The following is a 26,269-nucleotide window of genomic DNA, read 5'->3' as shown; positions in this document are numbered from 1 at the left end:
GTGAACGCGCCCGCCCCGCTTTCGCTTCTGGCCTCGGTCTTCGGCTTCTCCGCCTTCAGGCCGGGGCAGGAAGAGGTGGTGCGCGCGGTCATGGCGGGGCGCAACACGCTTGCCATCATGCCAACGGGGGGCGGCAAGTCGCTCTGCTTCCAGTTGCCGGCACTCTGCCGTGAAGGGGTAACGGTGGTGATCTCACCGCTGATCGCGCTGATGCGCGATCAGGTGCGGGCGCTGCGTGCCGCCGGGGTCGAGGCAGGCGCGCTTACCTCCGGCAACACCGACGCGGAAACCGAAGAAGTGTTCGAAAGCCTTGATGCGGGCCGCCTGCGCCTGCTCTACATGGCCCCCGAGCGGCTGGCCGGGGCCGCCACGCTTGGCCTCCTGCGCCGCATCAACACCACCCTCATCGCGGTGGACGAAGCGCATTGCGTCAGCCAGTGGGGGCATGATTTTCGCCCCGATTACCTGCGCATCGGCGATCTGCGCCGGGCGCTTGGGGTGCCGCTCGCCGCCTTCACCGCCACCGCAGATGAGGAAACCCGCGCCGAGATTGTCACCCGCCTGTTCGGCGGCACCCCGCCCGAAACCTTCCTGCGCGGCTTTGACCGGCCCAACATCCACCTTGCCTTCGCCCCGAAAGACGAACCGCGCGCGCAGGTCCTTGGCTTTGCCGATGCGCGCCGCGGCCAATCCGGCATCGTCTATTGCGCCAGTCGCGCCAAGACCGAAACCCTCGCCACGGCGCTGCGCGCGGCGGGCCACAATGCGCTCGCCTACCACGCCGGAATGGAGGCAGAGCCGCGCCGAGAAGTGGAAGCCCGCTTTCAGCGCGACGATGGGCTGATCGTGGTCGCCACCATCGCTTTCGGCATGGGCATCGACAAGCCCGACATCCGTTGGGTCGCCCACGCCGACCTGCCAAAATCGATCGAGAGCTATTATCAGGAAATTGGCCGCGCCGGGCGCGATGGTGCCCCCGCAGAAACCCTCACGCTTTATGGTGCCGACGATATCCGCCTGCGCCGCGCCCAGATCGACGAGGGGCTGGCTCCGCCCGACCGCAAGGCCGCCGACCATGCCCGGCTGAACACTCTTCTGGGGCTGGCCGAGGCCACCGCCTGCCGCCGCCAGCGCCTGCTCGCCTATTTCGGCGAGGCGTCAGAGCCTTGCGGCAATTGCGACCTCTGCATGACCCCGCCCGAGGTGTTCGATGCAACCGAGCCGGTGCGCAAGGCGCTTTCCGCCTGCCTGCGCACCGGCGAGTCGTTCGGTGCCGGTCACCTGATCGACATTCTCACCGGCACCTCAACCGACAAGACGCGCGAACGCGGCCACGACCGGCTGCCCACCTTCGGCGTCGGGCGCGAGCTTTCCAAGGCCCAGTGGCAATCGGTGTTTCGCCAGATGCAGGGGCACGATCTGATCCGACCCGACCCCGCCCGCCATGGCGCGCTGGCGCTGACCGAAGCCGCCCGCCCGGTGCTGCGCGGCGAATCCACGCTCAGCTTCCGCCGCGACCTCGTGCAGCGCGCCCGGTCCGGCCCCGTGGTGCGGGCGCTGGTTGCCGATGAAGATGCGCCGCTGCTTTCCGCGCTCAAGGCCCAGCGCCGGGCGCTGGCCGAGGCCGCGCGGGTGCCCGCCTACATCATCTTTCCCGACCGCACGCTGATCGAAATGGCCGAAGCGCGGCCGCAGACACTGGACGATATGGCGCGCATCTCGGGCGTCGGCGCGAAAAAGCTTGAAAGCTTCGGCGCGGTGTTCCTGCAAGTCATCGCCGGGGCCGCGCCACCCATGCACCCGGCGCGGTTGAAGCTTGCGGGCAGCGACGCGGGCGCAGTGTTCGACCGCCTTCAGGCCGCGCAACTGGAGCTTGCGCGCGGCCCCGACGGGCAGGGCCGCTACCTCGGCTGCACCCAGACCACCTTGCGCCAGATCGCCGAGGCGCGCCCGCAATCGCTGCAACAACTCGCCCGGATCCCGGGAATGGGCGATGCCAAGACCGAACGCTTCGGCCCGGTGTTCCTGTCGATCGTCGCCGCTGGCTAGGCGCGGCACCTGCTGCCGCCGCGGCGCGGATCGGTCAGTTTTCCGGCCCCGCAGCGCTTGAAACAAGCCAGTTCACCAAGCGCCCGAATTCATCCGCTGCACCAGCCGCGGGTTCCCCCGCACCTGCCGAACCCTTCGCCCGAAAGCCGGAATTCCCGCCCGGCGCGCGCTGCGCCGCCTTTGCCAAGTGCCGATGGCGGGCGGAAAACGCCCCCCGCATTCCGCCACAGGGCAGCCCGGCGCGGCGGCGAGGCGCGCCAAGCCGTGCCGCGCGTGCTGCGCCGCGGTGATCGGTTCTTGCCCCGGGCGATGGGCCAGAGGCCCCGGCAGCACAGGCGCAAACGCCCGGCACTCTGGGGCCAAGCAGCGCAGCAAAGCGCGCAGCCCAACAATGCGCGTCGGGCAACGGCGACCTAGGCGGGTTCCGCCACCGGCACGGCGGGGCGCGCCGTGCCGGGGCAGTGGCTTCGGATATGTTCGGCAATCGCGGTCTTTTTCAATGGCTTGGTCAGGTAGTGGTCAATCCCCGCCGCCAGAATCGACACCGCGTCGCCCTCCATCGCATGCGCGGTCAGCGCCACGATCGGGGTTCGTGGCAGCCCGTGCAGCTGTTCGCAGTCGCGGATTTGCCGCGTTGCCTCGCGCCCGTCCATTTCGGGCATCGAGATATCCATGAACACCAGATCGGGTCGCAGGTCCTGCCACATCGCCACCGCCTCGCGGCCGTTGTCGGCAAATTGCAGATCGATGTCATAGTCCTTCACCATCTTGCGAAACACCAGTTGGTTGGTTCGGTTATCCTCAGCCGCCAGCACCCGCATCTGCCGCAGCGCAGGCACCGCTTCAGCCGACACCGGCACCGCCACCACCGGTTGCGAGATCTGTTGCAGGTTGCGGAACAGCTCGGAGCGCAGCACCGGCTTTTCAAGCACCCCGGCAAGCGCCCCGCGCAGCGCCGACTGTGCCGCCTCGTCGGGGTTCGAGGTGAGCAGCAGCACCGGTGCCTCCTGCCCCATCTCGCGCATGCGCAGCACCAGTTGCAGCCCGTCCATGTCGGGCATCTGGTGGTCCGTCAGCACCACGTCGAACCGCGCCCCCGCGTCGAGCGCCGCCAGCGCCTCGGCACCGGAACGGCAGAGTGTCACCGCCAGCCCGAAGGTCTGCAACTGCCGCTCCAGTATTACCCGGTTCACCATCAGATCGTCAATCACCAGCGCCGCCTTGAGGGTAATCGGCGGCGTCGGCCCCGGCACCGCATCGCGTGGTTCTGCCACCGCCAGCGTCACCTTGAAGCCAAAGCACGAGCCTTGCCCCAGTTCGCTGTCAACCCAGACCGTGCCACCCATCAGCTCGACCAGTTGGCGGCTGATCGCCAGCCCCAGCCCGGTGCCTTCAAACTTGCGGTTCGATTCGCTCTCGACCTGATTGAACTCGCCGAACACATGCTCGATATGCTCGGGCGCTATGCCGATACCGGTATCTTCCACCGTCACATGCAGGTCAAAGTGGCCATCGCCCCGGTCAATCCCCACCACCCGCGCCAGCACATGCCCTGCCGGGGTGAACTTGACCGCGTTGCCGATGAGGTTGGTCATTACCTGCCGCATCCGGCCCGGATCCGCCAGAAAGCGGGTCGGCAGGAACATGTCGTAATCGACCAGCAGTTTCAGCCCCTTGTCCTTGGCCGAGGGACCAAGCAGCACCATGATCTCGTGCAGGCAACGTTCAAGGTCGAACACCTCCGGGTAAAGCCGCAGCCTGTCGGCCTCGATCTTGGAATAGTCGAGCACCTCGTTGATGATCTTCAGCAGCGCTTCGCCCGAAGATTTTATGGTTTCGGTGTAAAGCCGCTGGTCTTCGGTCAGTTCGGTTTCGCACAGCAGGTCGGCCATGCCCACCACCCCGTTCATCGGGGTGCGGATCTCGTGGCTCATGTTGGCGAGGAAGGCCGATTTGGCGCGGTTGGCGGCTTCGGCCCTGGCGCGCGCTTCGTCCAGTTCTGCCTCGCGCGCCATGGTCTTGGTGATGTCTTGCACAAGGCACACAAGATCGCCGTCATCACCCCAGCGATCGATCAGCCGCAGGTAGCGCCCGCCGGTCAGCCGCAGCACCTGCGGCTCGATCTTGGCGCGGCGAATGCGCGCCACCATCTCGTGGTGCCAATCCAGCGGGTCGCGGCCGTCAAGGTCGAACATGCCATGCTCGGCGACGATTTTCAGCACCGCGTCATAGCTGACCCCGGCGGTCACCGCCACCTGACCATCGAAAAACCCGAGATACGAACGGTTCGCCGCGACCAGCCGCAGGTTTGCATCGAACACCGCAAACCCGTCTCGGATCGTCTCGAGCGCTTCCCAGAGCCGCCGTTGAGCAATCTGCACCGCAGAATTGGCCAGTTCCAGATCGTCGCGCACCCGGTGGTTTTCGCCAGCCAGCGATTCGGCCTGCGCGCGGGCGCGTTCCAGCCCGTGCCGCTGTTCCACGATCTGGTCCGAAAGCGAGCGCGCGTGCAGCGCGAGCTTCTGGTTCGCGGCGAAAAGCTCGACTTTCTTCTGTTCCAGCAACCTTTCGGCCGCCAGCCGGGCGCGGCGTTCCTGCGCCAGTTTGTCGGCAATGCTGACCTGCATCCTCTAGGTGCCCGTTGTTGCCTGAATGTTTCGCGCCAAGCCTGCACAACCTCAGTGAACAAGCGCTTAATCGGTTCCGCGAAACCGCCCGCGCTTGCGCCATGAGGGCGAAAGTGAGACCATCCCGACATTCAGCCATCAAGGAGTTTCCCATGCGCGCCCTGCTGACAGCGGTTCTTCTGAGCGCCCTCGCCATGCCCGTCTTCGCGCAGGAAACACCGCTGATCCCGCCAAAGCGGCTGGTGTTGAGCGAAAACCTCGATCTTGTCGGCACCGACATCACCCAAATCTTTGATACCACGCTTGAAGCCTGCATGACCGCCTGCCTTTCCAACAGCGCTTGCGTGGCAATGACCTACAACACCCGCAACGGCTCGTGCTTCCCGAAATCGGCGGTTACCCGCGAATCGGCCTACCAGGGGGCCTATTCGGCGCGGATGCGCCTTGCCGCCGCCGGTGTGGCCAACCGCGCCATCGGGCGTGCAGCGGAACTGGCGTTTCTCGATGCGCGCGATCTTGCCGCCGCCTACACCCAGGCCGCAACGCTGGCACAGACGCATCTGACCAACAACTGGACCGACACGCAATTGCTTGACGCGGTCACCGAGGCGCGCCGTTCCGGCGATCTCGGGCTTGCAATGCGGCTGCAGGGTGCCACGCTGAACCTGACCGACGCCCCCGACCACTGGCTGGAATATGGCCGCCTGTTGCTGGCGATGGGGGGCAACAGCGGCGAGATGAACGCGCAGGCCAACCGGGCGCTGCTGGCGGCGATCAACGGCTATCTGCGCACCGGCTCTGCCGGGGTCCGCGCCGAGGCCCTGCTGGTGCTGAGCCAGGCGCTGGAACGGGTCGATCGCGGCCGCGACATGGTGCCCGCGCTCAGGCTCGCCAAGTCGATCTCGCGGCGCGAAGACATTGCCGCGGCGCTTGAGGACGCCGCCGCAAAATACGGCTTCCGGATTGCCGAGCATCAGGTCGAGGCCGATAGCGCCAGCCCGAGGATCTGCGTCAGCTTCACCGATGATCTGGTGCGCGCCGGCGTCGATTACGCAAGCTTCGTGAAGCTGCCCGAGGCCGGGCTTTCGGTCGAGGCCGAGGCCAGCCAGATCTGCGTTGCGGGCCTTGTGCATGGCGCGCGTTATGCGTTTACCTTCCGCTCCGGTCTGCCTGCCGCCACCGGCGAGGTGCTGGCCTCGGATGTGACCGTTACCGCCTATGTCCGCGACCGCACCCCGGCTGTGCGCTTTGATGGCCGCGCCTATGTGCTGCCGCGCGCCGCCGATGCCGGCCTGCCGGTGGTAAGCGTCAATACCGATACGCTGGAACTCACGCTGCTGCGGGTCTCCGACCGCAATCTGGTCGCGGCAATGCGTGACGACTATTTTGCCCGCGCGCTTGATTACTGGTCGTTCGACTACTTCAACGAAACCATGGCCGAAACCGTCTGGAAAGGCAGCGCCGAGGTTGAACTTGTGACCAACCGCGATGTCACCACCCGGCTGCCGGTGCAGGAAGTCACCGGGCCGCTCGGCCCCGGCGTCTATGCGCTGCAAGCCGCGGTTCCCGGCACCGACCCCTATGATATTCCCCCCGCCACACAATGGTTCGTGATCTCGGACCTCGGGCTTTCCACGCTTTCGGGCAGCGACGGGCTGCATGTGGTGGTGCGCGGTCTTTCCGATGCCGGGGCGCGCGAAGGTGTTGCGGTTGAACTGGTGTCCAAGGCCAATGCGGTGCTCGGCACCGCCACCACCGACGCGCAGGGCTATGCGCATTTCGCCCCCGGCCTTACCGGCGGCAAAGGCTCCTCGGCACCCGCGCTGGTTACCGTGGCGGCGGGCGATGACATGGCCTTCCTGTCGCTCACCGATGCCGAATTCGACCTTTCCGACCGGGGCGTTGAAGGCATGCCCCCGGCCCCGCCGATCGATGTGTTCCTGACCACCGACCGCGGCGCCTACCGCGCCGGCGAAACCGTCAATGTCACCATGCTGGCCCGCGATGCGGCCACAAGGGCGCTGCCCGGCCTGCCGCTGGTGGCGGTGCTGATGCGCCCCGACGGGGTGGAATACGCGCGCACCCTTGCCCCCGACCTTGGCGCGGGCGGGCATGTGGTGGCCTTCCCGATTGCCGCCAGCGCGCCGCGCGGCACCTGGCGGCTTGATGTGTTCGCCGATGTGAACGCGCCGCCGCTCGCCTCGCGGCGCGTGCTCGTTGAAGACTTCCTGCCCGAACGCATCGACTTCGATCTGACCCTGCCCGAAGGCCCGCTGTCACTTGGCCAGACGGTCGAGCTTGGCATCGAGGCGCGCTATCTCTTTGGCGCGCCCGGAGCCAACCTCAACCTTGACGGCGACCTGCGGCTGAGCCGCGCCGAGGCGCTTGACGGCTACCCCGGCTTCCGTTTCGGACTTCAGCACGAGGGCTTTCGTACCACCTACGATTTTCTCGGGGCCGCAACCACCGATGCGCTGGGCCGGGCGCTCTACTACCCGGTGCTGACAGATCCCGGCGACGAGGTGATGGGGCCGCTTACGGCATCCTTCACCATGCGCGCCTATGAAGGCTCGGGGCGCCCGGTCGAACGCGAGATTTCCCGCACCGTGCTTCCGGCGCGGCCCTTCCTCGGCATCAAGCCGATGTTCGCCGAAGATGTGGTTGCCGAAGGCACCGAAGCGCGGTTCCAGATCGTCGCACTCGGGGCAAATGCTGCCCCCGCCGCGATGCCGGTGCACTGGGTGGTGAACCGGGTTGAGACCCGCTACCAGTGGTACGCCGTTTCCGGCTCCTGGAACTGGGAGCCGGTAACCCACCGCACCCGCGTGGCAGAGGGCAATCTGGCGCTCACCACTGCAGGCGCGGTCGAGATTGGCGCGCGGGTTGACTGGGGCCATTACGAGTTGAAAATCGAATCGGTCAGCGGCAACTATGCCGCGGCCTCGATGGATTTCTACGCGGGCTGGTATGCCCCCGCCGGTGCCATCGACAGCCCTGACCGCCTGACGCTTTCGCTCGATGCCGCAAGCTACCGGTCCGGCGATGTGGCGCGGTTGCGCCTGGTGCCGCAGGCCGATGGCGTGGCGGTGGTATCGGTGCTTTCCAACCACCTGATTTCGCTGCAAACCGTGGCAGTAACGGCGGGCGAGAACGTGATCGAACTGCCGGTGACCGATGAATGGGGCGCGGGGGCCTATGTCACCGCCTCGGTGCTGCGCCCCTTGGCCAACGCCGCCGCCGACCGGGTGCCGAACCGCGCGCTCGGCCTTGCCCACGCCACCGTTGACCCCGGTGCCCGGCACCTGAATGCCACGCTGGAAGTGGCCGCAGCCTCTGATCCGCGCGCGCCGCTGCCGGTGGCGCTGAAGGTTGACGGCGTGGCAGCGGGTGAAACCGCCTGGGCCACCATTGCCGCGGTCGATCTTGGCATTCTCAACCTGACCGGGTTCAAATCCCCCGACCCCGCCGCGCATTATTTTGGCCAGCGCCGCCTTGGCATCGGCCTGCGCGACCTTTACGGGCGGCTGATCGACGGGCGCTCGGGCACTTTGGGCGTGTTGCGCTCTGGCGGCGATTCCGACGCCGGGCTGAAAATGCAGGCCCCGCCCCCCACCGAAGAGCTCGTCGCCTATTTCTCCGGCCCGCTGACTGTCGGTTCCGATGGCTACGCCCGCACCGAATTTGCCATGCCCGCCTTCAACGGCACGGTGCGGCTGATGGCGGTGGTGTGGTCGGCTTCGGGCATCGGTCAGGCCAGCACCGATGTGCTGGTGCGCGATCCGGTGGTGGTCACCGCCACCGTTCCGCGCTTCATGGCCCCGGGCGATCAGTCGCGGCTGCTGCTGGAGCTGACCCATACCTCGGGCGCGCCCGGCCGCATGGCGCTGGAGGTTTCGGCCACCGGGCTGAACCTCGGCGCGACCCCGACCGAGGTCAACCTCGCGCCGCGCCGCACCTTCTCGCTCAGCATTCCGGTCACGGCGGGGGAAGTGGAAGGCACCCAAACGCTGCGCATTGCGCTGACCACGCCCGATGGCAAGCGGCTGGAAAAGCTGCTCAGCATCCCGGTGCAGCGCCTCGACCCGGCGGTTTCGCATCAGTCGCGCTTTGAACTGGCGGCGGGCAAAAGCTTCACGCTTGATGCCAATGTCTTCGCTGGCTTCGTGCCGGGCACAGGACACGCCACGCTTGCGGTCGGGCCGCTGGCGCGGTTCGATACGGCGGGGCTTCTGGCTTCGCTCAATGCCTATCCCTACGGCTGCACCGAACAGATCACCTCAAAGGCGCTGCCGCTGCTTTATTTCAACGACGTCGCCGCGGCGATGGGTCTTGCCGGGCAAGAGGATATCAGCGCCCGCATCACCGCCGCGATTTCCGAAGTGCTGACCAATCAGGATGCCAGCGGTGCCTTTGGCCTCTGGTATCCCGACTCGGGTGACCTCTGGCTTGATGCCTATGTGACCGACTTCCTCAGCCGGGCGCAGACGCAGGGCTATGCGGTGCCCGCAAACGCCTTCCGCAACGCGCTCGACAATCTGCGCAATCAGGTGAACTACGCGCCCGAATTCGATGCGGGCAGCAACGGCGGCGGTGTCGATATCGCCTATGCGCTGATGGTGCTGGCGCGTGAAGGCGCGGTGCCGGTGGGCGATCTTCGCTACTATTCCGATGTGAAGGGCGATGATTTCGCCACCCCGCTTGCCGCCGCACAACTGGGGGCCGCCCTCGCCTCTTACGGCGAACAGACCCGGGCCGACGCAATGTTTGCCCGTGCCGCGCGGCTGATGGCCGACCGCTCGCCCGAAACCCCGCTCTGGCGGGTGGATTACGGCACCCGCCTGCGCGATCAGGCCGCGGTTCTGGCGCTGGCAGTCGAGGCGGGGTCGAATGTGATTGCCGCAGATCAGGCGGGCCAGGCGCTGGCGCTCCGGCTTCAGGGCCAGCGGCTTTCCACCCAGGAGGCGACCTGGGCGCTGATGGCCACGCATGCGCTCATCGACCGCCCCGGGGCCGAAGGCTTCACCCTCAACGGCATGCCGTTCACCGGGCCGCTGGTGCGGGTGCTCGATGACGGGCCGGGGTTCAGCCCGGCCAGCATCGGCAACGGCTCGCTTACCCAGGCCACGCTGACGCTGACCACCTTCGGCGTTCCCGAGGTGCCCGAACCCGCTGGCGGCAAGGGCTACACGATCAACCGCATCTACTACACCTTCGAAGGCGAGGCGGTTTCGCCCGAAAGCGTGGTGCAGGGCACAAGGCTGGTGGTGGTGCTCGAAATCATCCCGCACGAGGCCGATGGCGCGGCGCGGCTGATGGTCAACGACCCGCTGCCCGCTGGCTTCGAGATTGACAACCCGAACCTGCTGCGGGCGGGCGATATCGCGGCGCTCGACTGGCTCGACATTGCCCAGGGCACCTCGATGACCGAGTTCCGCCAGGACCGCTTCCTTGCGGCAATCGACTGGTATGGCCGCGATATCTTCCGCCTTGCCTATATCGTGCGCGCTATCAGCCCCGGCAGTTTCCACCACCCGGCGGCAAGCGTTGAAGACATGTATCGACCCGACATGCGCGCGCAGACCGCTGCCGGGCGGGTCACGGTGTACTGATCCGTTGCGCTTGCACCGTGGTCTGATCTTGCTGGTGGCGGCCCTCTGGGCCGCCGCCTTTTTGCTCGATGCCGGGCGCGGCTGGGTGGCCCGCACCGAGCTGCCACCGCTTTCGGTGGAAATCGGCACCGAGGTGCTGGCGCGCGATGGCAGCCTGTTGCGCGCCTTTCAGGTTTCCGATGGCCGCTGGCGTCTGGCACCCGGCCCGGTCGATGACCGCTTCGTGACGCTGCTTCTGGCCTATGAGGATCAGCGCTTCTACAGCCATTCCGGCGTCGATCCGCTGGCGCTCGGCCGCGCCGTTGCGCAGGCGCTCTGGAACCGCCGGGTGATCTCGGGCGGCTCGACGCTGACCATGCAGGTTGCCCGGCTGCTCGAGGAAGGGCCAACCGGCAGCGTGGCGGGCAAGATCCGCCAGATCCGGGTGGCGCTGGCGCTGGAACAGCGGCTGAGCAAGGTCGAAATCCTCGACCTCTACCTGCGGCTTGCCCCCTATGGCGGCAATCTGGAGGGCATCCGCGCCGCGACACTGGCCTGGTTCGGCAAGGAGCCGCGCCGTCTGACCACCGCCGAGGCGGCGCTGCTGGTGGCGCTGCCGCAATCCCCCGAGGCGCGCCGCCCCGACCGCGCGCCGCAAGCCGCCGAGGCCGCAAGGGCCCGCGTGCTGGCCCGACTTGCGGCGGCGGGCATGCTTGACGCTAGCGAAGTGGCGGCGGCACTGCGCGAACCCGTCCCCGCCACGCGCCGCGGCTTTCCCGCGCTCGCGCCGCACCTGACCGAAAGGCTGCACCGGGCGCAGCCGGGGGCGGCGCGCATTGCCACCACCATCGACCCCGCATTGCAACGCGCCGCCGAGGCGCTGGCGCGCCGTGCCGTCGCGGGGCAGGAAGGCCGGCTGACCGCCGCGATGATCCTTGCCGACCACCAGAGCGGCGCGATCCTGGCGCATGTCGGCGCGGCGGAATGGAGCAGCGATGCCCGCGCGGGCTTCGTTGACATGACCACGGCGCTGCGCTCACCGGGCTCGACCCTCAAACCCTTCATCTATGCGCTGGCCTTCGATGACGGCCTCGCCCACCCCGAAACCCTGATCGAAGATCGCCCCACCGCCTTCGGCAACTGGCGGCCGCAAAACTTCGACCGGCAGTTTCGCGGCACCGTCACCGTGCGCGCCGCGTTGCAGGCCTCGCTCAACATCCCGGCGGTAAGCCTGACCGAAGCGGTCGGCCCGGCGCGGCTGCTGGCCACGCTGACCCGCGCCGGTGTGCGCGCCGAGGTCGAGGGCACGCCCGGCCTCGCGGTAGCACTGGGCGGGGTCGGGGTCAGCCTCGAAGGGCTGGTGCAGGCCTATGCAGCCCTTGCCCGGCTCGGCGCGCCGATCACGCTGAGCGCCGAGCCGGGGCCGGGCGCGCCGCTGACGCAGCGCCTCTTCGGCCCGGTGGCGGGCTGGCAGGTTGCCGATATCCTCGCCGGACTGCCGCCGCCCGCAGGGGCCGCGCCGGGTCGTCTCGCCTACAAGACCGGCACCAGCTACGGCCACCGCGATGCACTGGCGCTCGGCTTTGACGGCCGTCACGTCGCGGGGGTCTGGCTTGGCCGCGCCGACGGTACCCCGGTGCCGGGTGCCTTTGGCGGCGATCTCGCCGCACCGATCCTGTTCGAGCTGATCGGGCGCGCAAAAGCCACCCCCGACCCGCTGCCGCCGCCGCCCCCCGCAACCCTGCTGCTGCCAACCGAGCGCCTGCCGCAGCCGCTGCAACGCTTTCGCCCCCGCGGTGCGGCCTTCGCCACCAGCAACCCGGATGCGCCAGATCTGATGTTCCCGCCGGACGGCGCGTTGATCGAGGCACCCGGCGGCGCGCTGGCGGTGAAAATCATCGGCGGCACCCCGCCCTTCACCTGGCTCGCCAACGGCGTGCCGGTGGCGCTGGCGATCCGGGCGCGTGAAACCACCCTGCCGATGCCCGGCCCCGGCTTTGTCGTGCTGAGCGTGATCGACGCCAAGGGCAATGCCGCCCGCGCCGAAATCACCCTGCGCTAGGGTCTGCCTGGCGACAAAACCGGTGCCCAGTTTTGTCGGGCAGGCTCCAAGCCGCTTCGTCTTCGCGCGAAATACCCCCGCCGGAGGCCAGCACCAGCGCCGCAGTCGCCTCCGGCGGGGATATTTGGACCAAAGCAGGCGGCAGGATCAGGCCCGTTCGATCGCCAGCGCTATGCCCTGACCGCCGCCAATGCACATGGTGATGAGCGCCCGGCGGCCACCACTGCGTTCCAGCGCATGGAGCGCCTTCACCGTCAGCAGCGCGCCGGTGGCCCCTACCGGGTGGCCAAGCGCAATCGCGCCGCCGTCGGGGTTGACCCTGGCCGGATCAAGCCCCAGCTCGCGGCTGACCGCAATCGCCTGCGCGGCAAAAGCCTCGTTCGATTCGATCCAGTCGAAATCGGCCAGCCTGAGCCCGGTCCGCGCCAGCAGCGCGCGCACGGCGGGCACCGGGCCGAGCCCCATCACCTCGGGCCGCACCCCGGCATGGGCATAGCCGAGAATGCGCGCGCGCGGGGCGAGCCCGGCTTTCGCCGCCGCATCGGCCCGCGCCAGCACCAGCGCCGCCGCGGCGTCATTGATGCCGCTGGCGTTGCCTGCCGTTACCGTGCCGTCCTTGAGGAACACCGGCCGCAGCGCCGCAAGCGCCTCAAGGCTCGTCGCCTTCGGGTGCTCATCGGTGTCGAACACCACTGTTCCCTTGCGCCCGACAATCTCGACCGGCACGATTTCCGCCTTGAAATGCCCCGCCGCAATTGCCGCCGCCGCGCGGCGCTGGCTTTCCAGCGCGAAGGCATCCTGATCGGCGCGGCTGATGCCGATCTCGCGCGCCACGTTTTCCGCCGTCACCCCCATGTGGCCGCTGCCGAACGGGCAGTTGAGCGTGCCGGTCATCATGTCGACGGCCTTCACGTCACCCATCTTCTGGCCCCAGCGCGCGGCGGGCAGGCTGTAGGGGGCGCGGCTCATGCATTCCGCGCCGCCTGCCAGGGCGAAATCGGCATCTGCCAGGATCAGCGCCTGCATCGCCGAAACGATCGCCTGCGCGCCCGAGCCGCACAGCCGGTTCACGTTCATTGCAGGCGTGGTTTCAGGCACCCCCGCCTGCAACGCCGCAACGCGGCTCACATACATGTCGCGCGGCTCGGTGTTGATGACATGGCCAAGCATCACATGCCCGATCTGCCCGCCCTCAACCCCGGCCCGCTCCAGCGCCGCCTTCATGGCGATGGTCGCCAGATCGATCGGCCCCAGCCCCGCAAGGCTGCCGCCGAAGGTGCCGATAGCGGTGCGCGCGCCCGACAGGATGACGATGTCTGTCATGGTAATCTCCCCCAGAGTTCCGCCAAAGCCTAGCTGCGCGCGCCTCCCCGCGCCAGCCTTTACGCGGCGTCGTGGGCTAGCCGCCGGGCACCGCCGCGGGCAGGATCCGGCGCAGCACGATCAGCACCAGCCCATCGCCGATTGCCCAGAAGGCCAGCAGTTCCAGCGCCACCGCAAGTGCCGCCGAAGCCCAGACCGGCAACAGCCGCGCCAGCCAGAACCCCGCCACCATTGCCAGAATGTCGCCCTCGGCATTCAGCACGGTATCGCCCACCGCGCCCAGTTCCGCCGCCTCGGCGCGGAACCGCCCGATGATCGGGTCGGCGTTTTCGATCACCTCCCAAAGCGCCTCGACCGCCACGGCGGCAACCATCCGCCATGCCAAGGCCAGATGCGGCAGCGCCAGCCACGCCGCACCATAAAGCAGCAACCCGTGCACCAGATGCGAAAGCGTGTACCAATCGGTGAATTGCTGCGAGACCTCGGCGGTTTCGGCGGCAGCGCTGAAAAGCCGGACGCTGCCGCAGCCGCAGACCAGCGCGCGGCCGGAAAGCAGCATCGCCACGGCGGCAGCGGCCATCAGCACGACCACCCAGGCCCAGGGCACGAGGCGCATACGCATGTGCCCATGCAAGCACGCGGGCAGGGCTTTGGCAAGGCGGGGCGGCGGCAGGAATGCGGGCGGAATGCAGCGGCTCAGGGCAGCAGCGGCACCCGCCCCGCCGGGGTCAAGAGCCAGGCATCACGGCCCTCGATCACCACCGCCGAAACCGGGCCGCCATAGCCAGCCGAGCTGTCGATGTTCAGCCGGTTGCCATGATGCCGCGCCGCATCGATCGCGGTGTGGCCATGCACGACCAGCGCGCCGTGATCACGGGTATCTTCCAGAAAATCGGCGCGGATCCACAAGAGGTCATGCTCGCGCTGCGCCGCCAGATCGACACCAGGGCGGATGCCCGCATGCACGAACAGCGCCTGCCCGCGCAGATGGTAAAGCGGCAGCCCGGCAAGCCAGTCGCGGTGCGCCTGCGGCACCGCAGCCAAGGCCTCGGCATGGACCTGATCGACCGGCCGATCCGCCGGTTTTCGCAGCCCGTAGGATTCAAGCGTTTGCGGCCCACCCAGCCGTGGGTGCAGCCAGCTCAGCTCGGCTCGCAGGCCGGGGTCGCGCTGCCAGGGGTCGGCGAGAAAGCCCTCAAACATCCGGTCATGGTTGCCTTTCAGCACCAGCCACGGCGCGCCCGCCGCCTGCCCCTGCATCAGGAACGCGATGGATCCCCGGCTGTCGGGGCCACGGTCCACCACATCGCCCACATGCACCACCGGCGCATCCGCCTCGCCATTGGCCGCGCGATCCGCCGCAATCAGTTCGTGCGCCTGCTCCAGCAGCGCGCGTTGGCCGTGAATGTCGCCGACGGCATAGGTCTGCATGATGCCCCGCAATGAAAAGGCCTTCCGCCTGGGCGGAAGGCCGGCACTCGTTACCACAGGCTTCAGGCGACCTCAAACTGCAAGGGCTTCACCTGCTGGAAAAGACCGGTCGCCTGCAATTCGGCAATCACCGCCGGTTTCAGCGGCTCGTCGAGATAGAGAATGGCAATCGCGTCACCCCCGGCCTTGGCGCGGCCAAGGGTGAAGTTGGCGATGTTCACCCCATGCTTGCCCATCGTGCCGCCAAGCGTGCCGATGATGCCGGGCACGTCGCGGTTGGTGGTGTAAAGCATGTGCGCGCCCACCTCGGCGTCGATGTTGATGCCCTTGATCTGGATGAAGCGCGGCTTGCCATCGGCAAAACAGGTGCCCGCCACCGACCTCTCGCGGGTTTCGGTCACCACCGTCAGCTTGATGTAGGCATCGAACGCGCCCGATTTTTCCTGCCTTGTGGTGGCAATCTGAATGCCGCGCTCGCGCGCGATCACCGGGGCCGAGACCATGTTCACATCTGGGTTGGTGGCCCGCATGATGCCCGCGATGGCAGCGGCATTGAGCGCCGCAAGGTTCATCTCGGCAACCGCACCGTCATAGAGAATATTGATCGCCTTGATCGGCTCATCGGTCATCTGGCCGACGAAGGCACCCAGATGCGCCGCCAGTTTCAGCCACGGCCCCATCACCGCCGCTTCCTCCGCCGTCACCGAAGGCATGTTGAGCGCGTTCTGCACCGCCCCGGTCAGCAGGTAGTCCGACATCTGTTCGGCCACCTGCAGCGCGACGTTCTCCTGCGCCTCGGTGGTCGAGGCACCAAGGTGCGGCGTGCAGACCACATTCGGCATTCCGAACAGCGGTGATTCGGTCGCCGGTTCGGTGGCGAACACATCAAGCGCCACCCCGGCCACCTGCCCTGCGCTCAGCGCCTCCTGCAGCGCCGCCTCGTCAATCAGCCCGCCGCGCGCGCAGTTGATGATGCGCACGCCCTTCTTCATCTTCGCAATCGCCTCGCGGCTCAGGATGTTGCGGGTCTTTTCGGTCATCGGCACATGCAGGGTGATGAAATCGGCGCGCGCCAGCAGCTCATCCAGCTCGACCTTGGTCACCCCCATCTTCTGCGCCCGCTCGTCGCTGAGGAACGGATCATAGGCGATGACCTTCATCCGCAGCCCCAGCGCGCGGTCGCAGACGATGCCGCCAATATTGCCCGCGCCGATCACGCCGAGCGTCTTGTTGAACAGTTCCACCCCCATGAAACGGTTCTTCTCCCATTTCCCGGCATGGGTGCTGGCCGAGGCCTCGGGCAGTTGCCGCGCCACCGCGAACATCATCGCAATCGCGTGCTCGGCGGTGGTAACCGAATTGCCGAACGGCGTGTTCATCACGATCACGCCCTTTTTCGAGGCGGCGGGAATATCGACGTTGTCCACGCCAATCCCGGCGCGGCCGATCACCTTGAGCCTGGTCGCGGCGGCAAGGATCTTTTCGGTCACCTTGGTGGCGGAGCGGATTGCAAGGCCGTCATACTGGCCGATCACCGCCAGCAGCTTTTCCTTGTCCTTGCCGAGATCGGGCAGATAGTCCACCTCCACGCCACGATCGCGGAAGATCTGCACGGCGGTTTCAGAGAGTTTGTCGGATACGAGAACACGGGGTGCCATTTCTGGGCTCCTTGAAATGTCGGAAATGTGGAAAGGCGGGCGGGCGCTTGCCCACCCCGCCATTCAGGCCTGCGCGGCGATTTCGGCGTTGAACGCCCATTCGACCCAGGGCATCAGCGCCGCCACATCGGCGGTTTCCACCGTCGAGCCGCACCAGATACGCAAGCCGGGCGGCGCATCGCGGTACGCCCCCGCATCCAGCGCCACGCCTGCCTTTTCCAGCCGCTTCGCAACCGCCTTGGCAAAGCCCGCCCCATCCGCAATGCGCGGATCGGTGAACTTCAGGCACACCGAGGTGGTCGAGGCCGTAGCCGGGTCCACCGCGAGGTTGGAAATCCAGTCCTTGCCGCGAATATAGTCAGCAATCGCCCGCGCATTGGCGTTGGACCGCGCGATCAGCGCCGGAAGCCCGCCAATGGCTTTCGCCCATTTCAGCGCCACAAGGTAATCCTCGACCGCCAGCATCGAGGGCGTGTTGATGGTCTCACCCACGAAGATGCCTTCGTTGATCTTGCCCTTGGCGGTCAGCCGAAAGACCTTCGGCAGCGGCCAGGCCGGGGTGTAGCTTTCCAGCCGTTCGACCGCGCGGGGGCTGAGGATCAGCACCCCGTGCCCGCCCTCGCCACCCAGCACCTTCTGCCACGAGAAGGTCACCACATCGAGCTTGTCCCAAGGCAGGTCCATCGCGAAGGCCGCCGAGGTCGCATCGCAAATCGTCAGCCCCGCACGGTCAGCGGGGATGGCATCGCCATTCGGCACCCGCACGCCCGAGGTGGTGCCGTTCCAGGTGAAAACCACGTCGGCGCTGAAATCGACCTCGGCAAAATCGACGATCTCGCCATAGGCGGACTTGCGCACCCTGGCATCAAGCTTCAACTGCTTGACCACATCGGTGACCCAGCCTTCGCCAAAGCTTTCCCAGGCGAGCATTTCCACTGGCCGCGCCCCAAGGAGCGACCAAAGCGCCATTTCCACCGCCCCGGTATCCGATCCGGGCACGATGCCGATCCGGTAATCGGCAGGCACCCGCAGCACCTCGCGGGTCAACTCGATCGCCTCTTTCAGCTTGGCTTTGCCCACTGCGGCGCGGTGCGACCGGCCAAGCGGCGCATCGGCCAGCATCTCCAGCGTGAAGCCGGGGATTTTAGCGCAGGGGCCAGAGGAAAAGCGCGGGTTAGCCGGGCGCGCAGCCGGGGTCTCGTATTCAGACATGGTATCCTTCCAGATAAATGCCCCCCGTTGGGGAGGGGTGTCCCGCCGCCGGGAATAGCGCCAGCGCGGCACTGGCACAAGCGGCGAAATTGCGATAAGCGCCGCTTTGCGCGCATTTTGCGACGTGCCCCGTTCACTTTCGGAAACCGGCCCCCATGTTCATCGCCAGCCTGATCGCCAACCCCGCAGGCCGCCCGCTGGATCGGGTGGCGGTGGAAAGCCTGCGCGATGCCTGGGGTGGCGGTGCGGCGGTCTGGCTCAACCCCGGCGTGGCGGCCGAGTTCGACCTGCCGCAGGTGCCCGCCAACCAATGGGAAATCTGGCAGGGGTTGCAGGCGCTCGGCATCGACCTCTGCGTGCAGCCCGCCGAGGGTCGCCAGAAACGCATGCTGCTGGCCGACATGGACAGCACCATGATCGGCCAGGAATGTATCGACGAGTTGGCCGATATGGCAGGCGTCGGCGCGCGGGTGAAAGACATCACCGCCCGCGCGATGAATGGCGAGCTTGACTTTGAGGCCGCGCTGACCGAGCGGGTCGGGCTGCTCGGGGGCCTGCCCGAAACCGTCATCGCCCGGGTGCTGGCCGAGCGCATCAGCTACACGCCCGGCGGGCGCGCGCTGGTTGCCACAATGCACGCCTTCGGCGGCCATGCGGTGCTGGTGTCGGGTGGCTTCACCGCCTTTACCGCCGCTGTCGCCGCGCATCTGGGGTTTGACGAGCACCACGCGAACACGCTTCTGGTCGCCGATGGCAAGCTTACCGGCAAGGTTGCCCGCCCGATCCTTGGCCGCGCCGCCAAGGTTTCCGCGCTCGAACGCGCCACCGCTCGCCTCGGCCTTACCGCCGCCGATGTCATCGCGGTGGGCGATGGTGCCAACGACCTCGGCATGCTGCATCTTGCGGGCGCGGGGGTCGCGCTGCACGCCAAGCCCGCGGTCGCCGCCCAATGCGATTTGCGCATCAACCACGGCGATCTGACAGCACTTCTCTATCTGCAAGGCTACGCGGTCACCGATTTCGCCTGAGATTGCCAGCCTGCGCACCGCAAGCTAGCTTGGGCGCACTGGTTGGCGGGGGCGCGCATCTTGGAAATGTTTCTGATCCTGCTGGCGCTGGCCGTCGTCGGCCTGCTGATCTGGCTGCCGATCCATACTCTGGTGCTGGCCGCCCGGCTGCGGCGGCTTGGCGAAAGGCTCGCCCGGATCGAGGCAGGCGGCAGCCCCGCAATCGTGCAGCCCGACGCGGCCAGCGAACCCGTGCCTCTCGCCACCCCTGCCACGCCAGCCGAAACCCCGTCGCACTGGCAGCCCCCGCCCCGGCCCGCAGCCGCTCCCTTGGGCCCCACGCCCGCGCCCGCCGATCAGAACCGCCCGCTGGTGATCAGCGCGGAACGGTTCGGTGCCGCGCTTGGCTGGCTCGCGCGCAACTGGGTCTATGTGGTTTCGGCGGTGTCGCTGGCGCTCGCCGCGATCTTCCTGCTGCAGTACGGCGTCGAGCACGGCTTGCTGCCCCCCGCCGCGCGGGTGGCGGCGGCAATGGTGCTTGGCCTCGCGCTGGTGGCGGCGGGCGAATGGCTGCGCCGCCAACACGGCGACGGCGCGCGGCAGGTCACCGCCCACCTGCCCTCGACCTTTGCCGGTGCCGGTATCGTGGCGCTCTTTGCCTCGGTCATCGCGGCACGGCAGCTTTACGGGCTGATCGGCCCCGAACTGGCCTTTGCGGGCCTCGTTGCCACTGCCGCGCTGGCGCTGGTGCTTGGCTGGCTTTACGGGCCGTGGCTGGCGGCGGTCGGGCTGGTGGGTGCCACCGCCGCCCCCTTCCTTGTCGGCGGCGCAAGCGATGTGATCTGGTGGCTCTTTCCCTATTTCGCGCTCATCGCCGCAACCGGGCTTGGCATCGACGCGGCGCGCCGCTGGGCCTGGGTTTCGGTGCTGGCACTGGCGCTTGGCTATGCGGGCGGCGCAATGGCGCTGGCGGGTGGCGGCGCGCCGGGCTGGTTCGCGGCGATGCTCGCGGGCCTCGCCCTCCTTGCCGTCGCGGTGCCGCCGCTGCGGCTCTGGCCAGTCCATGCGGGTGCCATGGTATCCGACCGGCTCTTGCGCAAATCGGCGGAATGGCCCGCCTTCCCGGTGCGCCTCGCCGCGGGCATGCTTCTGGCCACCTGCCTGACGCTGATGCTGCTCGGCACCGATACCGCCGCCGAAAGCCTGCTGATCTTCGCGCTGCTCGCCGCCCTCGTCCTGGCCTTCGCGCTCTGGGCCAAATCCGCCCCGGCACTGGCCGACCTGACCGCCCTGCCCGCGCTCGGCTTTCTCGCGCGGCTGGCGGTTGAGGCCTTTGGCGGGCCGCTGCACGGTGAATTCATGGCGCAGATGATCGTCTGGCGCGAGCCCGAAACCTCGGCCCCGGTCACTGTCACCATGCTTCTGGCGTCGGCGCTGGCGGGCAGCCTTGCCGCCGCCTGGCGCAGCCTGCGCGCGGCGGATGCACCGCTGGCGCTGATCTGGGCGGCCGGGGCGGTGCTTTTTGCCCCCCTCGCGGCGCTGGCGCTTGAACTTTTCTGGGCCCCGGCGCTGGTGATCGGGGACAATCCCTGGGCGCTGCACATCATGGCGCTGGCGGCGCTGATGGTCTGGCTTGCGGTGCTCTACGCCCGCGACGATGCGCAAAACCTGCGCCGCGCCGCGCTGGCCACGCTTTCCGCGCTCTCGCTCATCGCCTTCGCGCTGTTCATCCTGCTCACCGAAACCGCGCTGACCGTGGCGCTCGCCGCATTGGTGGTGGTGGCCGCCGCACTCGACCGCCGCTTCCGGCTGCCGGAAATGGGCCGGTACATTCAGGCGGCGCTGCTGGTGCTGAGCTGGCGGCTGCTGCTCGATCCCGGCATTGACTGGGCGCTCACCGCGCCGCTTTGGGAGGTTGCGCTCGGCTTCCTCGCCACTTGCGGGGCGATGGCGGCGGCATGGGTGCTGCTCGGTGGTCTCGGGCGCGATCGGGTCACCCCGCTTCTGGAAAGCGCCGGCGTCGGATTTGCCGCCATTCTCATCGATGTCGTCATCTTCCGCTGGCTGCGCGACAATTTCGCGGGCGATGCCGCAGCCACGCATTGGGGTGTCACGCTGCTTGCGCTGCCCTGGCTTGTCACCGCGCTCGTGGCACTCTGGCGGCTTCAGGCGGGCGGGCCGCTTTTGCCGTTTCGCAAGGCGCTGGCCGCGCTCACCGGCGCGATGGGCCTTGCCGGGCTGCTGATCGCGGCGCTGGTGGCCAACCCGCTGGTTTCCGCAGGCTTCGCGGGTGACAACGCAGTGGCTGGCCCCACGCCTTTCGACACCCTGACCCTCGCCTACCTCGTGCCCGCAGCGCTGGCCTTTGCAGCGGCGCGCGCTTTTCGCAACCGGCTGCCGTGGCTGCGCCTGCCGCTGCTCTGGGGCTCCGGCCTCTTTGCCGCGCTCTGGCTGGGGCTGGAGATTCGCCGCTTCTGGGTCGGCGATGCGCTCTGGGTTGACCGGCTGCCGCAGGGCGAGTTGATCAGCTACACCGTGGCAATGGTGCTTGCCGCCGCCTTGCTGCTTTACCAGTCAATCGCGCGCGGCTCGGCGGGCCTGCGGCGGCTGGCAATGGCGGTGGTGGTGCTGACCGTGCTCAAGGTGTTCCTGATCGATGCGGCGGGCCTGACCGGCCTCACCCGCGTCGCCGCCTTCCTCGGCCTTGGACTGGCGCTTGCAGGCACCGCATGGCTCAATCGCTGGGCCGCCGCGCAACAGCGCGGTGCCGCAGCGCCCGACCCCGAAGCCTGACCGCCGCCGCGACACTTTGCCCACGCGGTGAGCCCGCAGTTCTCCGCTAAAAGGGGGCATTGCGAAATCGCGGCGCTGCCCCGAAGGGCATCAGGGGAGAGAACCAGATGAACATCGTGTTTGCGCGCCTTGCGGCGATCGTGCTGGCAGTTGCACTTGCCACCCCCGCGCAGGCGGTTGAGCGCTTGATGGTGACACTCGCCGACAATTCCGACATCTACTATGCGCTGGCGTTGCCACCCGGCTACGATGCCGCCAAAACCTACCCGACCCTGCTTGCCATACCCGGCGGCGAGCAGACCATCGAAGGTGCGATGAGCATGGTCGAGCGGTTCGAACCCGAAGCGGGCGCGCGCGGCATGATCGTGATCGGCGTCTCCACCGAATACAACGGCGTGCGCCCGATGTATGGCCCCTATGCCGATGATACGCTGATCCCGCAGTTCCTCGCCGAGATGCTGAAGCTCTACCCGGTCGAGGGCGGCCAGTTCTACCTCACCGGCCATAGCGCGGGTGGCGAATCGTCGCTCCGCGTGGCCATCCGCCACCCTGAACTGTTCCGCTCGATCGTCTCCACCTCAAGCTATCTGGCCGACGCGGACCTGCCCAATGTGGCACCGCTGAAAGACCTGCCGATCAGCCTGATGGTCGGCGGCGAAGATACCGCCTACCACCCCGGGGCCGAGCAATCGCGCCAGGCGCTGCTGGCCGCCGGGGTCGATCTCTATTTCGAGATCCGCCCGGGCGACACCCATTCGATGAATTCGCTGCGCAGCCCCGAAGGTCTGGCCTTCTTCTTCGACCTCTTCACCCGCAAGGCCAACTGACAGGCCTCAGCCCTGCGGTGGTCGCGCCAACCGGCTGGCCAGCAGATCGCCGGTTTCCGACAGGATCGGATAGGCGACCATGGTGAAGGCGGTGTTCACCTGCTTGAGCGCGCGCAGCGTTTCCTGATGCACGTTCGATGTCTCGATGCTTTCCACCAGCCCCTGCCGAAGCCGCTCCAGATGCGAGCGCTGCAAATCGTGCTCGACCACGCGCACCCGCTCCTTCTCCTCCACCAGCGCCCGCGCGGCATCGGGGTTGAGCGTCATCAGCACGTTCAGCGCGGCCTGCGCATTGGCCAGAACCCGGTCGTGAAAATCGGTCAGCTCCTGCCAGCCGGTCTCGGAAAACCGCAGGTTTTCCGGGCCCATCCGCGCCGCAAGCCCCAACATCACCCGTGAAACGGCATCGCCCGCCGCCTCGATGTTCGCGGCCAGATCGGCAAGCTCCACCGACCGCCGCGCCACCTCGACCCCCTCGCTTTCGCGCGTCAGCCGTGCGAGGTAAAGCTTGGTCTCGAAATGCATCCGGTCCACCGCGCTTTCCTTGCGCCGGATCGCCTCGGCGGTCGGCGCGTCCCAACTCGCATAAAGCCGGAGCACCGGGCGCAGCATCGCCTCGACCTCTTCGCCCATATGCAGCACCTCACGCGCCGCACAGGCCAGCGCCCGGTCGGGAAAGGGCAGCGCCGAAGGCTCCAGCGCCGAAAGCCGCGCCAGATCTGCGGGCACCTCGGGGGCGCGCAAGATCCGCGCCGTGGCGCGCAGAACCGGGCCGCAAAACGGCAGCGCCACCAGCGCCACGATCAGGTTGAAGCCAAGGTGCAGCGTCAGGATCTGCCGCACCCCGCCTGCGCCGACAAGCGGCAGATACCGCACCACAGTGCCCAGCGCCAAAAGCGCCAGCACCGCGCCACCGCCGCGCAGCATCAGATTGGCCAGCACCACGCGCCGCGCCTCGATCTCGGCCGAAAGCGTCAGGAACCAGGCGATGAAACTGCCGCCAAGGTTCACCCCCAACACCATCGCCGCCGCCACCGGAACCGGCATCAGCCCCTCGGCCACGAATGTGACCGCCAAAAGCACCGCCGCCACGCTCGATTGCACCGCCCAGGCGAACACCGCGCCAATCAGAAACGCCGAAACCGCATCGCCACCCAGATAGCCCATCGCCGCCGCCAGTGCCGCGCTCTCGCGCAAGGGCTCGGTGGCATCGCGGATCATTCCCAGCGAGACGAAGATCAGCGCCAGCCCGATGATGATCCGGCCGCTTTGGCGCAGCACCTTGGCCTCGCTGCGCAGAAACAGCGTGACCCCGGCCAGCAGCAACAGCGGCACCAGCCAATCGGCGCGCAAAAGCAGCAGCTGCACCACCAGCGCCGATCCGACATCGGCCCCAAGCACGATCGCCAGCGCCACCGAAGCGGTCATCGTGCCCGCCGCAATGAACGACGTGGCCAGCATCGCCACCGCGGTTGCGCTCTGCATCAGCACCGCAACGCCCGCGCCCGCAATCGCCGCCAGCGCCGGGCGGCCAGCCCCAAGCCGCAGCCAGCGCCGCAGCGGCACCGAGAATGCGCGCTCGACCCCGGTGCGCACCAGCCGCACCGACCAGATGAGCAACGCCGCCGCGCCCGCGACATGCAGCAAGAACAGAACCACGCCGGGGTTTTCCAAAACGCCTCCAGATCCGGCACCGCATGGCGCAAAGCGCCGAACCGCCGGAATCCCGCCATTTGTGACGATCCGAAGCGGAAAGTCCATGCCCGCCGAATTCCGCTGCCCGCCGCGCAGCCCCCCTTTACTTCGCCCCGGCCAGCCCCGATCAAGGCCGCCTCGCCCCGGAGCGCCCGATGTTTGAAGTTTCCCTCGACCTCGCCTTCATGCTCATCGCCGCCGCCTTCGCGGCGGGGTTTGTCGATAGTATCGCGGGCGGCGGCGGCCTCATCACCCTGCCGGTGCTGCTGCTTGCCGGGGCCTCGCCCTTGCAGGCGCTTTCGACCAACAAGGTGCAAGGCGTGTTCGGTGCCGCGACCGCAGCCCTCAGCTATGCCGCGCAGGGCCATGTGGACCTGCGCCATCAGCTCGGCACCGCCGGGGTCGCCTTTGCCGCCGGCATCGCCGGTGCGCTCCTCGTCTCGGTGATCCCGACCGAACCCTTGCGCCTCGTCCTGCCATTGGTGCTGATCGGCATCGCCGGGTTTTTCTGGCTGCGCAAGGGGCTGGATGATACCGACCGCGCCCGGCGCATTGCCCCCGCCACCTTCACCGCCTTCGTGGTGCCGCTGATCGGCTTTTACGACGGGCTGATCGGCCCCGGTGCCGGTGCCTTCTACATGATCGGCTTTGTCACCCTTGCGGGCTTTGGCGTGCTGCGCGCCACCGCGCATACGAAGCTCTTGAACTTCGCCTCCAACCTCGGCGGCCTGCTGGCCTTCGCGCTGATCGGCGCGCCTTGGTGGGCCGTGGGCATCGCCATGGGGCTGGCGCAGGTCGCGGGCGCGCGGCTCGGGTCGCGGCTTGCCATGCGAATCGGCGCGCGGCTGATCAAGCCGCTGCTCGTCACCACCTCGACGCTTCTGGCGCTGCGGCTGATCTGGCAGATGCTCTGAGCCGCCTGCTTCAGGTCAAATATCCCCCGCGGAGCGCAGCACCGCCCGGGCTGGCCTCCGGCGGGGATATTTTTCCTGAAGCAATTCGCGCTGTCAGGCAAACCCTGCCGCCAGCCGCAATTCGCCGGTAACGAGGCCGCGCCAGTTTCTTTGCGGTCCGGTCAGATACTTCGCCACCACCGGTTCGGCAGGCGCAAGCGCGCGGTATCTGACCAGAAGCGCCACGATCGCCGCTTCCGAGGCGCGGGTGGCGCCATCGACGATCTTAAGCGCAATGCCACGTTTCTGCTCCGGCAGGATTGCCACGAACACCGCCTCGGCTCCGGTTTTCACCGCCACCTTTCCGGCCATGGCGCGCATCAGATGCGTGCAGGCGCGGCCCTCGCCCGCCACCATTTCCGGGTAAGCCATCATCGCCCGCGCCAAACGCGACGCTGCCGCCTCGCGGCGGTTGCCTTCTGGGTTGGCAACGGCGAAAAACTGCATTGCTCGGGCAAGCCCGGCCACCGAAGTGGCGAAGTTCGGGGCCGAGCAGCCGTCGATGCCAAAACCTGGGCTTGCCTCCCCGGTCACGTCCTCGAATGCCTCGCGCACCGCGCGCTGCACCGGATGCGCCGGATCGACATATTCCGGCCCGGCCTTCAGGTGCCTGGTCAGCGTCAGAAACCCGGCATGCTTGCCCGAGCAGTTGTTGTGGATCTGGCAAGGCGCGATTTCGGAACAGACCAGCGCCTTTTGCGCCTCGGGGTCATTCGGCAAATGCGCCCCGCAGCGCAGATCGGCCTCGCCAAGGCCAAGCGCCGCCAGCCACGCCGTCACCGCCTCGGTATGGATCGCCGCGCCCTGATGGCTGGCGCAAGCCAGCGCCAGTTGCCGCGCACTCAGCCCGGCCGCCGCCGCCGCGCCGCTTTCGATCAGCGGCAGCGCCTGGATCATCTTGCATGACGAGCGCGGAAAGATCACCGCGGCGGGGTCGCCCCATGCCGCCTCGATGCCGCCCGGCCCCCAGACCACCGCATGCCCGAGATGCGCGCTTTCCAGCCGCCCGCCCCGCCACAGCTCGACCATCGGCACCGCCGCCAT

Annotated in this window: 15 protein-coding genes; 7 read left to right on the top strand and 8 right to left on the bottom strand. The window is 67.9% G+C overall.

The window, feature by feature from the left end:
• On the top strand, window positions 1-2,049 hold the full coding sequence (gene recQ / locus Q8J98_RS00355) for a DNA helicase RecQ (RefSeq protein WP_305292485.1): 2,049 nt from the start codon (window positions 1-3) through the stop codon (window positions 2,047-2,049).
• 413 nt (window positions 2,050-2,462) lie between these two features.
• Here the strand turns inward: recQ and Q8J98_RS00350 are convergent, their stop codons facing one another.
• On the bottom strand, window positions 2,463-4,676 hold the full coding sequence (locus tag Q8J98_RS00350; RefSeq protein ID WP_305292484.1) for a response regulator: 2,214 nt from the start codon (window positions 4,674-4,676) through the stop codon (window positions 2,463-2,465).
• A gap of 152 nt (window positions 4,677-4,828) precedes the next feature.
• Between Q8J98_RS00350 and Q8J98_RS00345 the strand changes: the two genes are divergently transcribed.
• Window positions 4,829-10,285, top strand: coding sequence for an alpha-2-macroglobulin family protein (locus tag Q8J98_RS00345; RefSeq protein WP_305292482.1), 5,457 nt, complete (start codon window positions 4,829-4,831; stop codon window positions 10,283-10,285).
• Between the two features lie 34 nt (window positions 10,286-10,319).
• Window positions 10,320-12,326 carry a penicillin-binding protein 1C gene (gene pbpC / locus Q8J98_RS00340; RefSeq protein WP_305292481.1) on the top strand — a complete coding sequence of 669 codons (2,007 nt, stop codon included), beginning with the start codon at window positions 10,320-10,322 and terminating at the stop codon, window positions 12,324-12,326.
• A 147-nt stretch (window positions 12,327-12,473) separates the two neighbouring features.
• Here the strand turns inward: pbpC and bktB are convergent, their stop codons facing one another.
• From bktB to Q8J98_RS00315, 5 genes are all read right to left on the bottom strand, one after another.
• The gene (bktB, locus tag Q8J98_RS00335; protein WP_305292480.1) at window positions 12,474-13,649 is read right to left on the bottom strand and encodes a beta-ketothiolase BktB; all 1,176 of its coding nucleotides are present in this window, start codon (window positions 13,647-13,649) and stop codon (window positions 12,474-12,476) included.
• A gap of 76 nt (window positions 13,650-13,725) precedes the next feature.
• Window positions 13,726-14,271 carry a DUF2585 family protein gene (locus Q8J98_RS00330; protein WP_305292478.1) on the bottom strand — a complete coding sequence of 182 codons (546 nt, stop codon included), beginning with the start codon at window positions 14,269-14,271 and terminating at the stop codon, window positions 13,726-13,728.
• Between the two features lie 74 nt (window positions 14,272-14,345).
• The gene (locus Q8J98_RS00325) at window positions 14,346-15,080 is read right to left on the bottom strand and encodes a metallophosphoesterase (protein ID WP_305292476.1); all 735 of its coding nucleotides are present in this window, start codon (window positions 15,078-15,080) and stop codon (window positions 14,346-14,348) included.
• Window positions 15,081-15,142: 62 nt separating this feature from the next.
• The gene (serA, locus tag Q8J98_RS00320) at window positions 15,143-16,738 is read right to left on the bottom strand and encodes a phosphoglycerate dehydrogenase (protein ID WP_305292474.1); all 1,596 of its coding nucleotides are present in this window, start codon (window positions 16,736-16,738) and stop codon (window positions 15,143-15,145) included.
• 63 nt (window positions 16,739-16,801) lie between these two features.
• Window positions 16,802-17,950 (bottom strand): phosphoserine transaminase, encoded by a 1,149-nt coding sequence (locus Q8J98_RS00315; protein WP_305292473.1) that lies wholly within the window; start codon window positions 17,948-17,950, stop codon window positions 16,802-16,804.
• Window positions 17,951-18,105: 155 nt separating this feature from the next.
• On the opposite strand from Q8J98_RS00315, the gene serB reads away from it, so the two are divergent.
• The 3 genes from serB (at window position 18,106) to Q8J98_RS00300 (ending at window position 22,577) form a co-directional block, all read left to right on the top strand.
• Window positions 18,106-18,978, top strand: coding sequence for a phosphoserine phosphatase SerB (gene serB, locus Q8J98_RS00310; protein WP_305292472.1), 873 nt, complete (start codon window positions 18,106-18,108; stop codon window positions 18,976-18,978).
• A gap of 66 nt (window positions 18,979-19,044) precedes the next feature.
• The gene (locus Q8J98_RS00305; protein ID WP_305292632.1) at window positions 19,045-21,750 is read left to right on the top strand and encodes a DUF2339 domain-containing protein; all 2,706 of its coding nucleotides are present in this window, start codon (window positions 19,045-19,047) and stop codon (window positions 21,748-21,750) included.
• Between the two features lie 107 nt (window positions 21,751-21,857).
• On the top strand, window positions 21,858-22,577 hold the full coding sequence (locus tag Q8J98_RS00300) for an alpha/beta hydrolase-fold protein (protein ID WP_305292470.1): 720 nt from the start codon (window positions 21,858-21,860) through the stop codon (window positions 22,575-22,577).
• 6 nt (window positions 22,578-22,583) lie between these two features.
• On the opposite strand, the gene Q8J98_RS00295 is transcribed toward Q8J98_RS00300, so the two are convergent.
• Complete coding sequence (locus Q8J98_RS00295) at window positions 22,584-24,236, bottom strand: Na/Pi cotransporter family protein (protein ID WP_305292468.1); 1,653 nt, start codon at window positions 24,234-24,236, stop codon at window positions 22,584-22,586.
• Window positions 24,237-24,427: 191 nt separating this feature from the next.
• Between Q8J98_RS00295 and Q8J98_RS00290 the strand changes: the two genes are divergently transcribed.
• Window positions 24,428-25,186, top strand: coding sequence for a TSUP family transporter (locus Q8J98_RS00290; protein WP_305292466.1), 759 nt, complete (start codon window positions 24,428-24,430; stop codon window positions 25,184-25,186).
• Window positions 25,187-25,279: 93 nt separating this feature from the next.
• On the opposite strand, the gene Q8J98_RS00285 is transcribed toward Q8J98_RS00290, so the two are convergent.
• The gene (locus Q8J98_RS00285; protein ID WP_305292465.1) at window positions 25,280-26,269 is read right to left on the bottom strand and encodes an asparaginase; all 990 of its coding nucleotides are present in this window, start codon (window positions 26,267-26,269) and stop codon (window positions 25,280-25,282) included.

The sequence above is a fragment of the Phaeovulum sp. genome, from assembly GCF_030684035.1.
Classification (GTDB): domain Bacteria; phylum Pseudomonadota; class Alphaproteobacteria; order Rhodobacterales; family Rhodobacteraceae; genus UBA6213.
Note: the sequence above shows the minus strand (reverse complement) of the source record. Positions and strands in the feature narration are given on the sequence as shown.